The 13,387-nt window shown below is 72.0% G+C and carries 14 protein-coding genes; 4 read left to right on the top strand and 10 right to left on the bottom strand.

Translation table 11 applies throughout. The features are described 5' to 3' along the window. Positions 1-5 precede the first annotated feature (5 nt). Together GBZ26_RS19000 and GBZ26_RS18995 are read right to left on the bottom strand one after the other, a co-directional pair. Positions 6-677, bottom strand: coding sequence for a hypothetical protein (locus GBZ26_RS19000; RefSeq protein WP_174440187.1), 672 nt, complete (start codon positions 675-677; stop codon positions 6-8). A gap of 7 nt (positions 678-684) precedes the next feature. Next, positions 685-2,205: a bifunctional metallophosphatase/5'-nucleotidase gene (locus tag GBZ26_RS18995; protein WP_174440186.1), complete on the bottom strand. Its 1,521-nt coding sequence runs from the start codon at positions 2,203-2,205 to the stop codon at positions 685-687. Positions 2,206-2,644: 439 nt separating this feature from the next. Here GBZ26_RS18995 and pdxR point away from each other — a divergent pair, with 439 nt between their 5' ends. Continuing rightward, complete coding sequence (gene pdxR, locus GBZ26_RS18990; RefSeq protein ID WP_174440185.1) at positions 2,645-4,102, top strand: MocR-like pyridoxine biosynthesis transcription factor PdxR; 1,458 nt, start codon at positions 2,645-2,647, stop codon at positions 4,100-4,102. Between the two features lie 50 nt (positions 4,103-4,152). Here the strand turns inward: pdxR and GBZ26_RS18985 are convergent, their stop codons facing one another. Beyond that, positions 4,153-4,602, bottom strand: coding sequence for a carboxymuconolactone decarboxylase family protein (locus GBZ26_RS18985; protein WP_137141341.1), 450 nt, complete (start codon positions 4,600-4,602; stop codon positions 4,153-4,155). 127 nt (positions 4,603-4,729) lie between these two features. Then, positions 4,730-5,329: a TetR/AcrR family transcriptional regulator gene (locus GBZ26_RS18980; RefSeq protein ID WP_343207258.1), complete on the bottom strand. Its 600-nt coding sequence runs from the start codon at positions 5,327-5,329 to the stop codon at positions 4,730-4,732. 73 nt (positions 5,330-5,402) lie between these two features. On the opposite strand from GBZ26_RS18980, the gene bdcA reads away from it, so the two are divergent. Then, positions 5,403-6,116, top strand: coding sequence for an SDR family oxidoreductase (bdcA, locus tag GBZ26_RS18975; protein WP_174440184.1), 714 nt, complete (start codon positions 5,403-5,405; stop codon positions 6,114-6,116). 10 nt (positions 6,117-6,126) lie between these two features. Here the strand turns inward: bdcA and bluB are convergent, their stop codons facing one another. Genes bluB through cobA form a run of 3 tightly spaced genes read right to left on the bottom strand, consistent with a single transcriptional unit; the run spans position 6,127 to position 8,943 of the window. After that, the gene (gene bluB, locus GBZ26_RS18970) at positions 6,127-6,786 is read right to left on the bottom strand and encodes a 5,6-dimethylbenzimidazole synthase (protein WP_174440183.1); all 660 of its coding nucleotides are present in this window, start codon (positions 6,784-6,786) and stop codon (positions 6,127-6,129) included. Then, positions 6,783-8,114 carry a cobyrinic acid a,c-diamide synthase CobB gene (locus tag GBZ26_RS18965; RefSeq protein WP_174440182.1) on the bottom strand — a complete coding sequence of 444 codons (1,332 nt, stop codon included), beginning with the start codon at positions 8,112-8,114 and terminating at the stop codon, positions 6,783-6,785. Before GBZ26_RS18965 ends, bluB begins: the two co-directional genes overlap by 4 nt. A gap of 22 nt (positions 8,115-8,136) precedes the next feature. Then, the gene (cobA, locus tag GBZ26_RS18960) at positions 8,137-8,943 is read right to left on the bottom strand and encodes a uroporphyrinogen-III C-methyltransferase (RefSeq protein ID WP_174440181.1); all 807 of its coding nucleotides are present in this window, start codon (positions 8,941-8,943) and stop codon (positions 8,137-8,139) included. On the opposite strand from cobA, the gene GBZ26_RS18955 reads away from it, so the two are divergent. Then, positions 8,942-10,093: a cobalt-precorrin-5B (C(1))-methyltransferase gene (locus tag GBZ26_RS18955; RefSeq protein ID WP_247884844.1), complete on the top strand. Its 1,152-nt coding sequence runs from the start codon at positions 8,942-8,944 to the stop codon at positions 10,091-10,093. The two genes, cobA and GBZ26_RS18955, sit on opposite strands and share 2 nt — an antisense overlap. A gap of 53 nt (positions 10,094-10,146) precedes the next feature. Here GBZ26_RS18955 and cobM read toward each other — a convergent pair whose 3' ends face one another. The 3 genes from cobM to cbiE are packed head-to-tail and all read right to left on the bottom strand — an operon-like array spanning position 10,147 to position 12,550. Further along, positions 10,147-10,908, bottom strand: coding sequence for a precorrin-4 C(11)-methyltransferase (gene cobM / locus GBZ26_RS18950; RefSeq protein ID WP_174440180.1), 762 nt, complete (start codon positions 10,906-10,908; stop codon positions 10,147-10,149). Next, a complete protein-coding gene (locus GBZ26_RS18945; protein WP_174440179.1) occupies positions 10,905-11,315 on the bottom strand; it encodes a cobalamin biosynthesis protein in 411 nt (136 codons plus the stop codon). Before GBZ26_RS18945 ends, cobM begins: the two co-directional genes overlap by 4 nt. Next, a complete protein-coding gene (gene cbiE, locus GBZ26_RS18940; RefSeq protein WP_174440178.1) occupies positions 11,312-12,550 on the bottom strand; it encodes a precorrin-6y C5,15-methyltransferase (decarboxylating) subunit CbiE in 1,239 nt (412 codons plus the stop codon). The genes GBZ26_RS18945 and cbiE overlap by 4 nt, the downstream gene beginning before the upstream one ends. A 23-nt stretch (positions 12,551-12,573) precedes the next feature. Here cbiE and GBZ26_RS18935 point away from each other — a divergent pair, with 23 nt between their 5' ends. Beyond that, positions 12,574-13,290: a cobalt-precorrin-6A reductase gene (locus GBZ26_RS18935; RefSeq protein ID WP_174440177.1), complete on the top strand. Its 717-nt coding sequence runs from the start codon at positions 12,574-12,576 to the stop codon at positions 13,288-13,290. The last annotated feature ends 97 nt before the right edge of the window (positions 13,291-13,387 follow it).

Genomic DNA, 13,387 nt, shown 5'->3' with positions numbered 1-13,387 from the left:
CCGTCTCAGTTGTGTCCAAGATCCCGCGCCCGCACCGCCCAGGCGCCCAGCATTCCGCCCCCGCCGGGCGCCGCCGTGGCCGGGCCGGTTCCGGGTTCCGCTCCCGGCAGCCGCTCAAGCGCGTCGGCGAGCTGGGCCAGCGCGCGGATCGCCTCCGCCTGGCGGGCGCCGGCCTCGATCTGCCGTCCGACCTCGGCGTTCAGGTCGGCCACCGTCGCCGCCAGGATCAGCAGGGTGGATTGAGCCTGCTCCAGAAGCCGCAATTCATCGCTTTCACCGTCGCCGACCGGCTCGCCTTGCTGGTGGAGGTCCCGCATGCGCTCGACCAGCTTCCTCAGGAACTCCAGCTCGCTGATCAGCTCGTCGTAGATGGACCGGCGCTGCGGGGTGGTGGCGGCCCCGGCCAGGACGGGCAGGCGGGCGACCAGCTTCTGGAGCGAGCCGCGGAGTTCCGCGCTGGTGATGACCTTCGGCAGGGTGGTTGAGGAGAGGACCGAGACCTCCCCCCGGAACAGCTGGAAGGAGGACAGCGACACGACGCCGATCAGCAGGACCAGCATCGTCATGATGGTCAGGCCGATGGAGATGCGCAGCACGATGCCGGCGCGCGCGCGCCGCCGACGGCGCAGGGGCGCTGCGGCGTCGGTGCGGTCGGCGGAGGGCGGCGTGGCGTCCATTCCGCGGCTACCGCTGGACCGTCAGGCGACCGTCGAGCCGCGGCGCGAAGACGCCGGTGCGGGCGATCCGGCTGGCCAGGATGGTCGAGACGAAATCGGCGTCGCGGTCGTCCACCAAGCGCGGGGCGGTGGTGAGCATCGCATAACCGTCCCCGCCGTTGGCGAGGTAGCTGCCGGTGGCGAGACGGAAGCGGGCCGTCGGCTCGACCGGCTTTCCGCCCACCGTCAGCGCCACCACCCGCTGGCCGGGAGGGCGTGACGCGTCGACGGCGACGCGGGCGTTGGACAGGTGCGGGAAGCGTCCTTGCAACTGCTCGATTCCGGAGAAGCCGAATTCCAGCGCATCGCGGAGCTGCTGCCCGGTAACCTCGATCAGCACGGCGGTGTCGTGGAAAGGGAATTCGGTCTGGATGTCCCGGCGCGTCCACACCGTGCCCGCCGCGTAGGCGCGGTCGCCGCGGAAGGAGCCGCCGTTGATCAGCGCCACGTCGGCCTCCATCGCCTCGCGCAGCGAATCGGCGACGGTGTTGGCCAGGGCGTTCTCGCTGGCGCGCACCGCCTCGCGCCGCGTGTCGATGGGGACGTCCAGACGGCCCACCTGCATGCCCAGCATGCTGTCCAGCCGCGCGCGGTAAGCCTTGGCCTGCGTGTCCAGGGCCGGGTCCGGCGCCACGGTGGCGGTGTCGATGGCGCGCACGCCGCTGCTCCACACGGTGCGCGTGACGCCGTCCTTGACGACCTTCTCCGCGGTGACGTCCAGGGCCAGCACCCAGGCGGCCTGCGGCTCGATCGTCGCGCTCAGGGTCTTGCCGTCGTAATCCACGGCGACCACCCGCCCGCGGTCCTGGTAGAGCACGATGTCGGCGGCGCCGGAGGCGATCACGTCGTGGTGGGTGCCGCCGGAATCGCCGGTCAGGGCCACCACCAGATCGGCCCCGGCGTTGCGCAGCTCCTTCGCTTTCCGTTCCAGAATCGGCCCCGGCGGCTGGAAGTCGGTGCGCGGCGAGCGGGTGATCTCCCCCGTGCGCGCCGGTGCCGCGGCCAGGACGCCGACGCGCAGCGGGCCGGCGTTGAGCATCGCCCGGTCTTCCAGCCCGTCCAACGGCTTGCCGGTCTGGCGGTCCACTGCGTTGGAAACGACCATGGGGAAGTTTGCTTCGAAGGCGCGGGTCATCAGCACATCGTCGCCGTGATGGAATTCCCGGTTCAGCGCCGCCATGGCGTCGATGCCGACCCCGTTCAGCAGGTCGATGACGTGCGCCCCCTGGTCGTAGAAGGACAGGACGGAGGGGGCGAGCGCCTGCCCGCCGTGCAGGACCAATACGGTTCCGCCCGCCGCCCGCTCCTGCCGGACCAGCGTGGCGAGCCGGGCAATGCCGCCGCGTCCCTGCACGTCCTCCAACTCGGTCGTGCTGTGGGCATAGAGGATGGTGAAGCGGGCGGGGTCCGCCCACGCGGTTCCACAAGCCCAAATTCCGAGAACCAGCGCGAACACCGGGTGCAGCCAGACACCCCTGCCGAATCCCATGCCGTCGTTCCCCATCCAGCGCCCGCACGGCCGTTGCCGCTGCGGGTCGCACCCCCGGTTCCGCGCCGGATTATGCGCGTTCGCGCGTCGGTGGTGAAGCTGTACCGAGGATGACAAATCGCCCCGTTCCACGGCGGGACGGTGCCCGGGCGCCATAAGTGAAAGCGGAGCCACCAAAACCACACTATTAACAGGGAATTCTCGGCCTATGCGGATGCTGCACCGCACCCATTCCACATTGGTAATACCAGTTCAAAAGGGGCGCCCCTATTCTCCGCCAGCCCATTCTCGGGGCGTTTCCTCCCTAGACTCAAGGCCGGAGCGACTGCTCCGGCCTTTTTTTCGTCCGCGGCGCGCCGGACGCCGGGGCCGGCCGGCGTGAAACCGGGGAAGCTTGCGGTGGATTGCGGACGGGCAGGCTTGCGCTATCCTGCGGCCCATGCCCGCCCTGCCGCCGCCGGAAATTCTGGATATCGCCCTCAGCCGGACCGCGAAGGTTCCGCTGTCCGCACAGATCCACGCCGCCTTGCGCGATGCCATCCGCGAGGGCCGGCTGGCCGGCGGAGCGCGGTTGCCGTCCTGGCGGGATCTGGCCGCGCAGCTCGGGGTGTCCCGCGGGACGGTGCGCGAGGCCTATGAGCGGCTGATCGACGAACAGCTTGCGGTCGGCTTGGGTGCCGCAGGGACGCGGGTGGCCGAGGGGGCCATGGCGGGGAGCATGGCGGGGCCGTCCCCCGACGGGCCGGTCCAGGCCCCGTCCTTCCCGGAGTTGTTTTCCAATGCCGAACGGGCGCCGCTGCCCTTCCAGATGGGCGTGCCGGCGCAGGACGCCTTTCCCTTCACAGTGTGGTCCCGGATCGTCGGGCGGGCGGCGCGGGCCGCGGCGGCGGCTCCGGTCGGTTATCCCGATCCGCGTGGCCATCCGGATTTGCGGCGGGAGATCGCCGCCGTGCTGGCCATCGCCCGCGGCATCCGCTGCGCGCCGGAGCAGATTTTCATCACGGCGGGCTATTCCGGCGCGCTCGGCCTGGTGATCCGGGCCTTGCGGCTGGACGGCGCCACCGCCTGGATGGAGGAGCCCGGCTTTCCCCTGACGCGCCGCGCCCTCCAACTCGCCGGCGTGACCGTGGTGCCCGTGCCGGTGGACGGCAGCGGGATCGACGTGGATGCGGGACTCGCACGGGCGCCGGCGGCGGGCTTGGCCGTGGTGACGCCCGGCCAGCAGGCGCCGCTCGGCGTGACCATGACGTTGCAGCGCCGCCTCGCCCTGCTGGAATGGGCCTCGCGGGCCGGGGCATGGATCGTCGAGGACGACTATCTCAGCGAACTGCAACTGAAGGGACGGGCCGCTCCGGCGCTGGCCTCCCTCGACCGGGATGGGCGGGTGCTGCACGCCGGAACCTTCAGCAAGACGATCAGCCCGGCGCTGCGGCTCGGCTTCCTGGTGGTGCCGCCGGGGCTGGCCGGTCTCTTCGGCGAGGCCGCCGCCTGCCTGTCCCCGGCTCCGGCTTCGGCAATGCAGCGGGCGGTGGCGGACTTCATGGCGAGCGGGCATTACTTTCGGCACCTGCGCCGGATGAAGCGGCTCTACGCCGCCCGCCAACAGGCGCTCCTGGTGGCCATGCGCGACGCCGCGGGGGTGGAGTCGCCGCTGGCGGTGGAGGCGTCGGGGAGCCTGTCGGTCCGCCTGGACCTGCCACCGGGCAGCCGCGACATCGCCATCGCCGCGGCGGCGCAGACGGACGGCCTCGCTCCGGTGCCGCTGTCGCCCTGGTACGCCGACGGCCCGGAGGCCGCTCGCCCCCGGGGGCTGCTGCTGGGCATCACCAACCTGTGGGAACGGCGCCTGTCCGACGATTGCCGCCGGTTGGCCGAGTTGGCGAAGCGGCATGGCTGACCCGGCGGTCTTCGCTCGGAGGCCTTCGCTCGGAGGTCTGCGGTCTGCGCTCAGCGGGCCGCGGCGGGAACCGTGCGGAAGCTGATGGCGAGGCGGTTGTAGAGGTTCATCAGGCCGATGGCGATCGTCAGGTCGGCCACCTCCTTCTCGGAGAACAGGGCGGACACCGCCTGGAACTCCGCGTCCGGGACGGCGGTCTCGGCCACCCGCGTCACCGTCTCCGCCCAGCGCAGGGCGGCGCGCTCACGGTCGGTGAACAGCGTTTCGGCCTCGTGCCAGACCGGAACCAGCACCAGCTTGTCGATGGTGACGCCGTTCTTCAGAAGATCGCGGCTGTGCAGGTCGATGCAATAGGCGCAGCCGTTGATCTGCGAAACGCGCAGATACACGAGGTCGATCAGCGTGACCGGAAGCCCGCACTGGCTGACGTAACCGTGCGCGCCGGCGAGGGCCTTCATGCCGGCGGGAGTGGTGGCGTGGTAGTCGAGACGCGGTGACATGGCGGTTGGTCCTCAAAGGGGATGCGGGAGGTTCCCGGCTGCCGCTGATCCTGCGCCTCCCGCCGGTCAGCCGTAAGGACCAAGACGTGACGGAAATCCTGTACCATCTCCCGCAGGAACGTCCGCATCAGGCGCCCGACATCTCCCGGCGGAAGGCCCGATCCATCATGGCGGCCACCCGGCCCAGCCGTTCCCGATCCGCGCCGTCGCGGGCCGCCGCCGACATCCCCATCATCGCCACCACCACCAAATCGGCCAGCGCGTCGGCGCGGTCCGGCGCCTCGGCGGCGATGAAGTCACGGACCGCGGCGCGGCCCTCCCGCTTGGCCGCGTCGGCCAGGGCCTGTGCCTCGGGGTCGGCGCTGTTGCGCGCCCCGTCGAGCACGAGGCACCCCGCCGTCCCTTCCTGGCTGGGATACAATTCCGCGGCGAGCGCCAGCGTCCGGCCGATCACCGTCGCCACGTCGCCGCCCCCCGCCAGCGCCCGCGCGAAGACGTTGGCTTCGCCCGCCGCGTAGCGCCGCAGGGTCCGTTCGAACAGCCCGGCCTTGCTGCCGAAGGCGGCGTAGAAGCTCGGCGGCTTGATGCCCAGTTCGGCGCCCAACTCGGCCACGCCGACGGCGTCGTAGCCGCGGGCGTGGAACAGGCGCATCGCCGTTTCCACCGCTTCGTCCACGTCGAAGGAACGCCGCCGTCCGCGCGGCTCCGATTTTTTTGTAGCAGTCACTATAAAAAATCCTTGCGCGATGCCCCGGAGTGATTTTATATAGCGGTCACTACATTAATTCAAGGAACCGATCATGAGCGACTTCGCTGGCAAGAACATCCTGGTGTTGGGCGGCAGCCGGGGCATCGGCAAGGCCATCGTGCAGCGCTTCGCGGCGGGCGGCGGGCAGGTTGCCTTCACCTACGCCGGCTCGGCGGAGGCCGCCGCGGCGCTGGCCGCCGAGACCGGAGCCGAGGCGATCCGCACCGACAGCGCCGACCGTGACGCGGTGATCGCCACGGTGGCGGGGCGGGGCGCGCTGGATGTGCTGGTCGTCAACGCCGGGGTCGCGATGATCGGCGATCCGCTGACCTTCGACCCCGACGCGGTTGACCGCATGATCGACATCAACGTGCGCGGGCCCTACCACGCGGCGGTCGAGGCGGCGCGCCACATGACCGGGCCTGGGCGCATCATCGTCATCGGGTCGGTCAACGGCGACCGCATGCCCTTCGCGGGCGGTGCCGCCTACGCGCTCACCAAGTCGGCGGTGCAGGGCATGGTGCGCGGCCTGGCGCGCGACTTCGGGGACCGCGGGATCACCGTCAACGCCATCCAGCCGGGGCCGACCGACAGCGACATGAATCCGGCCGACGGCCCGATGGCCGCCGCCATGCACGGCTTCATGGCGATCAAGCGCCACGCCCACGCCAGCGAGGTCGCCGAACTGACCGCCTTCGTCGCCGGTCCGCACGGCGCGATGATCACCGGCTCGTTCCAGACCATCGACGGCGGCTTCGGGGCCTGACGGCCGCCCGTTAAGTCTTTCCGCCCCAGCGGTCGCGGAAGACGAGGTCCTCCAGGGGAAGCCGGCTGCGCCAGCCGGCTTTCTCCAGTTCCGGCGTCTCGTGGAAATGGGAGACGTAGCCGAGGCAGAGGTAGGCCACCGGGACGATCCGCTCCGGTATGCCCAGCGTCGCGCGCAGCTTGTCCTCGTGCAGAATGCTGACCCAGCCGACGCCCAGCCCCTCCGCGCGGGCGGCCAGCCAGAGATTCTGCACCGCGCAGACGCAGGAATAGAGGTCCATGGTCGGGATGTGCGTCCGCCCCAGCACCACCGGGCCGGAGCGCTCCCGGTCGCAGGTGATGCACAGGTTGACCGGCGCCTCGCGGATGCCTTCCAGCTTCAGGCGGCTGTAGAGCGCCTTGCGCTCCCCGGTGAAGAGGGCGGCGGCCTCCTTGTTGGCCTGGGTGAAGTCGGCGTGGATCTGCGCCTTCACCGCCGGGTCCTGCACGACGATGAAGTTCCAGGGCTGCATGAAGCCGACTGACGGCGCGTGGTGCGCGGCGGTCAGCACGCGGGTCAGCACCTCCTCGGGCACCGGGTCGGGGGCGAACTGCCCGCGCACGTCGCGGCGGGAGAAGATCGCCTTGTAGAGCGCGTCCCGCTCCTCCGGTGCGAAGGCGTGGTCGCTCATTGGTCTGCTGCAATCACATGGAAGAAGGAGGCGAAGACGCTGCCGCGCCGCCCGCCGAGCGGGCCGAGGTCCGACCCGTCCGCCGCCGTCGCGGTGACCAGCGGTTCGTCGGCCCCGCGGTCGAGGATCGAGGCGTAATGGAACTCGTGCCCGCGCAGCGCGGTGCCCGCCCGGCCCAGCGGCGTGTCGGCCAGCAGGACGGCGCGGCGGTATCCCAGATGCAGCTTGCGCTTGGCGAAGGAGGTCCGCACCCCCAGCAGCCCGAGCATCGGGTGGGTGGTGCCCGCCGCGTCCTCCAGCGACTCGCCGAGCGTCATGTAGCCGCCGCACTCGCCATAGACCGGGCGCCCGGTCTGCGCGACGCGGTGCATGCCCGCGCGGAAGCGTCCGGCGGCGGCGAGGCGCCCGGCGTGCAGTTCCGGATAGCCGCCGGGCAGATAGACGGCGTCGGCATCGTCGGGCGGCGCCTCGTCGGCCAGGGGCGAGAAGTGGGTCACCTCGGCGCCCGCCGCGCGCCAGCCCTCCAGTAGATGCGGATAGACGAACGTGAAGGCGGCGTCCCGCGCGATGGCGATCCGCTGGCCCAGCGGCGGCAGGGCGGGCGCGAAGCTCCCTTCCGGCGCGCGGGAGGGCGCGGCGAGCGCCGCCACCCGGTCGAGATCGACATGCTGCGCGATGAAGCGGCCGAGCGCCGCCAGACGCTCCTGAAGGTCCGCCGTCTCCTCCGCCTGGATCAGGCCGAGATGGCGTTCGGGCAGGATCACGTCGGGAGTGCGGGGCAGGGAGCCGAGGACGGGAATGCCCAGCGCCTCGATGGCACCGCCGGCCAAGGCGAGATGGCGCGGGCTGGCGACGTTGTTCAGGATCACACCGCCGATCCGCACATCGTCGCGGTAGGTGGCGAAGCCCTTGACCAGGGCGGCGGCGGACTGCGACTGGCCCTTGGCGTTGACCACCAGGATCACCGGCCAGCCGGTGCGCGCGGCCAGTTCCGACGTGGCGCCGGTGCCGGTCGCCCCGACGCCGGCCACCCCGTCGAACAGGCCCATCAGCGCCTCGCAGACCAGCAGGTCGGTGCCCTCCCCGGCGCGGCGGGCCAGCGAGTCCAGCAGGTCCGGCCCCATCGCCCAGTTGTCGAGGTTGACGCTGGGCCGCCCGGTCGCCGCCTGATGGAAGGCCGGGTCGATGTAGTCCGGTCCCGCCTTCACCGCGCCGACGCGCAGGCCGCGCGCCTTCAACGCGACCAGCAGCCCCAACGTGACGGTGGTCTTGCCGGTGCCCGACGCCGGCGCTCCGACGATCAGCCCGCGCGGTGCAGCCTCAGACATGGGGGCCTCAGACATGGGGGCCTCAGCCATGGGGAATCTCCTTGGGCAGCCAGTCGAGCACGGGGCGCAGCCGCACCACCTCGCCGATCACGATGATGGCCGGGGGCTCCATCCCGCTCGCCTCCAGATCGGCGACGCAGGTGCCGAGCGAGGTCACCAGCACGCGCTGCCGCTCGGTCGTCGCGTCGGTCACCACGCCGACCGGCGTGTCGGCGGACCGTCCGCCCTCCATCAGCGCCGCGGCGATGCCGGGCAGGCCCTTCCAGGCCATGTAGAGGATCAGCGGCGCGCCCGTCGCGGCCAGCGCCTTCCAGTCCGGCCCGCCCGCGCAGCTGTGGCCGGTCGCCAGGATCACCGCCTGGTTCGCCGTGCGGTGGGTGGCCGGGATGCCGGCGTAGGCCGGGCCGGCGATGCCCGCCGTGATGCCGGGAATGATGCGGAAGGGGATGCCCCGCTCGGCCAGGGCCTGCGCCTCCTCGCCGCCGCGCCCGAAGACGAAGGGGTCGCCGCCCTTCAGCCGCAGCACGCGGTGCCCCTCGCGCGCCAGCTCGATCAGGCGGTTGGTGATGTCGTCCTGGTGGGCGGAGGGCTTGCCGCCGCGTTTCCCTGCGAACTCCAGCCTTGCCGAGGGCGCCGCCAGCGCCATGATCCGTTCGCCGACCAGCGCGTCGTGGACGATCACGTCGGCTTGCCTTAGACCTTGCAGGGCCAGCAGGGTCAGCAGGCCGGGATCGCCGGGACCGGCCCCCGCCAGCCAAACGCTGCCGGGCCGGAAGTCGGCCAGTTCCAGAGGAAGAGAAAGGGAGTCGGGCGACGGCTCTGCGGTCATGGACGAGCACTCAGCGACGGAAAACGGTGTGGACGGCGGCGAGGGGAATGGCGACGGAGGCGGCGACGGCAAGGCGCTGCGGCGGGGCTGGACGACGGGCACCTGCGCCACCGCCGCCGCGCGGGCGGCCTGCGGGGCGCTGTTCTCCGGCGACTTCCCCGACCCGGTGACCGTAACCCTGCCCGGCGGCCAGACGCCAGCCTTCGCGCTCGCCTGGACGGACCGCGGCGAGGGCTGGGCGGCGGCGGGCGTGGTGAAGGACGCCGGCGACGACCCGGACGTCACCCACGGCGCGCTGATCCGCGCCCGCGTCCGCCGCGCCGAACCGGGCCAGGGCGTCGTCTTCCGCGCAGGCGAGGGGGTGGGCACGGTGACCCGCCCCGGCCTGCCGGTCCCGGTCGGCGCCCCGGCCATCAACCCGGTGCCCCGCGCGATGACCCGCCAGGCGGTCGCGGAGGCCGCGGCGCTGGCCGGCGAGGCCCCCGACGTCGTCGTCGAAATCTCCGTGGAGAACGGGGAGGCGCTGGCCCGCCGCACCATGAACCCGCGGCTGGGCATCCTCGGCGGCCTGTCGATCCTGGGGACGACGGGGATCGTCGTGCCCTATTCCTGCGCGGCCTGGATCGCCTCGATCCAGCGCGGAGTCGATGTGGCGCGGGCGGCCGGGCTGGGCCACGTCGCGGCCTGCACCGGCGACACCTCGGAAAAGGCGGTGATCGCGCGCTATGGCCTGCCGGAGCACGCGCTGCTCGACATGGGCGATTTCGCGGGGGGCACGCTGAAGTACTTGCGCCGCCACCCGATCCCGCGCCTGACCCTGTGCGGCGGCTTCGCCAAGTTCGGCAAGCTGGCGCGCGGCCTGCTCGACCTGCATTCCAAGCGCGGCAGCGTCGATCTCGACTGGCTGGCTGAGCGCATGGCCGAGCTGGGCGCGACCCCTGACACCGTGGCCGAGGCCCGCGCTGCCAACACCGCCGCGCAAGTCCTGACCATCGCCGGGGAGGCTGGTCTGCCGCTGGCCGACCGTGTGGCGGCGCTGGCCCAGCGCACGGCGCTGGACACGCTCGACGGCGCCCCCGTGGCGGTCGAGGTGCTGGTCACCGACCGCCAGGGCAACATCGTTGGAACGTCCGGCTGGTCGGGACCTTGATCCCCTCTCCCCCCCGGGGAGAGGGTTAGGGTGAGGGGGATTGCAAAAATCCCTCACTCGCCCAGCCCCCGGTAGCGGCGCACATGCGACCCGTCGTAGAGCGCGCTGCACCGGAAATCCTCCACTCCCAGCGCCGGGCCGACCAGGATCAGGGCGGTGCGCTCCATCGGCGAGTCGGCCACCCGGGAGGCGATGTCGGCCAGCGTGCCGCGCAGAACTCGCTCGTCCGGCCAGGTCGCGCGGTAGACCACCGCCGTCGGGCAGTCGGCGCCGTAGAGCGGGGTCAGCCGCTCCACCACCCGGTCGATGACGTGGATCGACAGGTGGATGGCCAGCGTGGCGCCCGACCGACCCAGCACCTCCAGCGTCTCGTTCGCCGGCATGGCCGAGGCCCGGCCCTCCGTCCGTGTCAAAATCAGCGTCTGGCTGACCTCCGGCAGGGTCAGTTCGCGCCCCAGCGCGGCCGAGGCCGCGGCGAAGGCCGGCACGCCGGGCGTGATGTCGTAGGGGATGCCGAGTTCCCGCAGCGCCCGCGTCTGCTCGCCGAGCGCGCTGTAGACCGACAAGTCGCCGGAATGCAGCCGCGCCACGTCCTGGCCGGCCGCGTGCGCCGCCTTGAACTCGGCGACGATCTGGTCGAGCGTCAGCGGGGCGGTGTCGACGATCCGGGCGCCCGGCGGGGCGTGGGCGATGATCTCCTTCGGCACCAGCGATCCGGCGTAGAGGCAGACCGGGCAGGACGCGATCAGGTCGCGCCCGCGCAGGGTCAGCAGGTCGGGCGCGCCCGGTCCGGCGCCGATGAAATGCACGGTCATGCGAAACAATCCCTGGAAATCGCCAGCGCGCAGGTGGCGCGCGGGGTGGAACGGCGCGGCAGCAGAAGGGTGGAGCCCGGCCCGGCGGCGGCCAGCGCGGCGGCCTCGGCGACCGAGGCGACGCCCACCGCGGCCTCGACGCGGGCGGAGCGGGTCTGCACCCGGTCCTGAACCGCCATCAACGCTGAATCGTCAACGAACTGGAGCGGCAAGGCGAGCAGCCGCGCCGCCTCCGCCACGCCGGCTTCGTTGCGCTTGCGCATCGGTGCCGCAAGCTGAACGGCGCGGCGGGCGGCCTCGTCCAGTGCGGCTTCCGCGACGGTGGCGCGGACCAGCCCGGCGATCTCGTCACCGGGGCAGCCGGCCCGGCAACCGATGCCCGCCGCGATGATGCGATGCGCCGTCACAGCGGCTTCTCCGCCAGCCACAGAGTGACCGGCATCAGCGGGCGCCAGCCGGTGAAGCCGCCGATGGGCGTGGCTCGGCTGACGGCGATCTGCGACAACTGCCCGCCCAGCCGCTTGTGCGTGGCGATCAGCATCGCCTCGCTTTCCAGCGTCACGGCGTTGGCGACGATCCGCCCGCCGGGCTTCAGCGCCGACCAGCAGGCGTCCAGCACGCCGTCGTTGGTCAGCCCGCCGCCGATGAACACGGCGTCCGGCGCCGGCAAGCCGTCCAGCGCCTCCGGCGCCTTGCCGCGCACCAGTTCCAGCCCCGGCACGCCGAAGGCGGTGGCGTTGGCGGGAATTCGGGCGGCGCGGTCGGCCTTGTGCTCCACGGCGATGGCGCGGTTCGCCGGGTCGCTCAGCATCCATTCGACGCCGATGGAGCCGGAGCCGGCGCCGATGTCCCACAGCAGCTCGCCGCGGCGCGGGGCCAGCCAGGACAGGGTGACGGCGCGGATTTCGCGCTTGGTGATCTGGCCGTCATGCTCGAACCAATCGTCGGGCAGGCCCGGCGTGCGGGGCAGGGTGCGGGCGCCGGGCGCGGCGACGCACTCCACCGCCAGCGTGTTCAGGTCGGCCACGCGCTCCGCCGACCACGCGTCCGCCGTTGCAACGATGCTGCGTTCGCGAGGGCCGCCCATCGATTCCAGGGCGGTCAGGCGCGACAGGCCGAAGCCGCGCGCCGTCAGCAGCGTCGCCAGCTTGGCCGGGGTCGTTCCGTCCCAGGAAAGGATGAGCAGCCGCGCGCCCGGTTGCAGATGCGGAACGACCAGCTCCAGCGGGCGTCCGTGCACCGTCAGGGTGCCGCACTCCTGCAAGGGCCAGCCCAGGCGGGCGGCGGCGAGGCTGAAGGATGACGGGGCCGGAATGATCGACAGTTCTTCGACCGGCACGAGTTTCGACAGGGTGGCGCCGATCCCGTACCAGGACGGGTCGCCGCTCGCCAGCACGCAGACCCGTTGGCCGCGCCGCTCCAACAGGGCGGGGTAGGCGTCCGACAGGGGGGAGGGCCAGGGCAGCCGCTTCTGTCCGGCGGCTTCCGGCACCAGCACCAGATTGCGGGCGCCGCCGGCCAGCAGGTCCGCTCCTTCCACAAGCGCGCGGGCAGCGGGCGACAGACCGCCCCACCCGTCCTCGCCGATGCCGACGACGCTCAGCCAACGCCCCAGTCCTGTGCTATTGGCTTTGGTGGTCATGGCGCACCCCAAGGAGGACAAGCATGAAGGCGCTGATTCTGGGTGGCACCACCGAGGCCACGGCACTGGCCAGCCTGCTCAGCGGCCATCCGCGCATCGACGCGGCGGTGTCGCTGGCCGGGCGCACCAAACAGCCGGTCCTGCCGCCCCTGCCGACCCGCATCGGCGGCTTCGGCGGGGTGGAGGGGCTGGCGGCGCATCTCGTGGAGACCGGCATCGGTGCGGTCATCGACGCCACGCATCCTTTCGCCGACCAGATTTCCGCCAACGCCGCGGCGGCCTGCGCGCGGGTGGGCGTGCCGCTGCTGGTGCTGACCCGCAAGCCTTGGGAGCCGGGCGCGGGAGACCGCTGGATCGGCGTGCCCGACATGGCGGCGGCCGCCGAGGCGTTGCGCCCGCTCGGCGAGAGCGTTTTCCTGACCATCGGCCGGCAGGAGGTCGCGGTGTTCGAGGCGGTGCCGGACAAACGCTACCTGATCCGCGCCGTCGATCCGCCGGAACCGGCGCCGAAGCTGCCGGATTACCGCCTGATCCTCGACCGCGGCCCCTTCACGCTGGAGGGGGAATGCGCCCTGCTGGAGGAGCATCGGGTGGAGGTCATCGTCAGCAAGAACAGCGGCGGGATGGCGACGGAAGCGAAGCTGGAGGCCGCACGCCGTCGGAGGATACCCCTGGTGATGGTGGAGCGACCGCCCGGCAATGGCGGGGCGGAGGGGCACGAGGCGGCCTGGCTCTTATAAACATCTCCGAGCCCACGGGACTAAGGCGAAACTCGGATGCCGGCTTCTGCTTCAAATCAAAGAACAGAAGAGACAGTGATCGACAGAGCGTGTCCAA

Source organism: Azospirillum formosense, assembly GCF_013340925.1.
In the GTDB taxonomy this organism is placed as follows: domain Bacteria; phylum Pseudomonadota; class Alphaproteobacteria; order Azospirillales; family Azospirillaceae; genus Azospirillum; species Azospirillum formosense.
The sequence above is the reverse complement of the archived record's forward strand: the minus strand, read 5'-3'. Positions and strand labels throughout refer to the sequence as shown.

Coding starts and splice junctions, on each gene's coding strand:
- GBZ26_RS19000 (WP_174440187.1), bottom strand. CDS start 677: ATGGACGCCACGCCGCCCTCCGCCGACCGCACCGACGCCGCAGCGCCC.
- GBZ26_RS18995 (WP_174440186.1), bottom strand. CDS start 2,205: ATGGGATTCGGCAGGGGTGTCTGGCTGCACCCGGTGTTCGCGCTGGTT.
- pdxR (WP_174440185.1), top strand. CDS start 2,645: ATGCCCGCCCTGCCGCCGCCGGAAATTCTGGATATCGCCCTCAGCCGG.
- GBZ26_RS18985 (WP_137141341.1), bottom strand. CDS start 4,602: ATGTCACCGCGTCTCGACTACCACGCCACCACTCCCGCCGGCATGAAG.
- bdcA (WP_174440184.1), top strand. CDS start 5,403: ATGAGCGACTTCGCTGGCAAGAACATCCTGGTGTTGGGCGGCAGCCGG.
- bluB (WP_174440183.1), bottom strand. CDS start 6,786: ATGAGCGACCACGCCTTCGCACCGGAGGAGCGGGACGCGCTCTACAAG.
- GBZ26_RS18965 (WP_174440182.1), bottom strand. CDS start 8,114: ATGTCTGAGGCTGCACCGCGCGGGCTGATCGTCGGAGCGCCGGCGTCG.
- GBZ26_RS18955 (WP_247884844.1), top strand. CDS start 8,942: ATGGACGAGCACTCAGCGACGGAAAACGGTGTGGACGGCGGCGAGGGG.
- cobA (WP_174440181.1), bottom strand. CDS start 8,943: ATGACCGCAGAGCCGTCGCCCGACTCCCTTTCTCTTCCTCTGGAACTG.
- cobM (WP_174440180.1), bottom strand. CDS start 10,908: ATGACCGTGCATTTCATCGGCGCCGGACCGGGCGCGCCCGACCTGCTG.
- cbiE (WP_174440178.1), bottom strand. CDS start 12,550: ATGACCACCAAAGCCAATAGCACAGGACTGGGGCGTTGGCTGAGCGTC.
- GBZ26_RS18935 (WP_174440177.1), top strand. CDS start 12,574: ATGAAGGCGCTGATTCTGGGTGGCACCACCGAGGCCACGGCACTGGCC.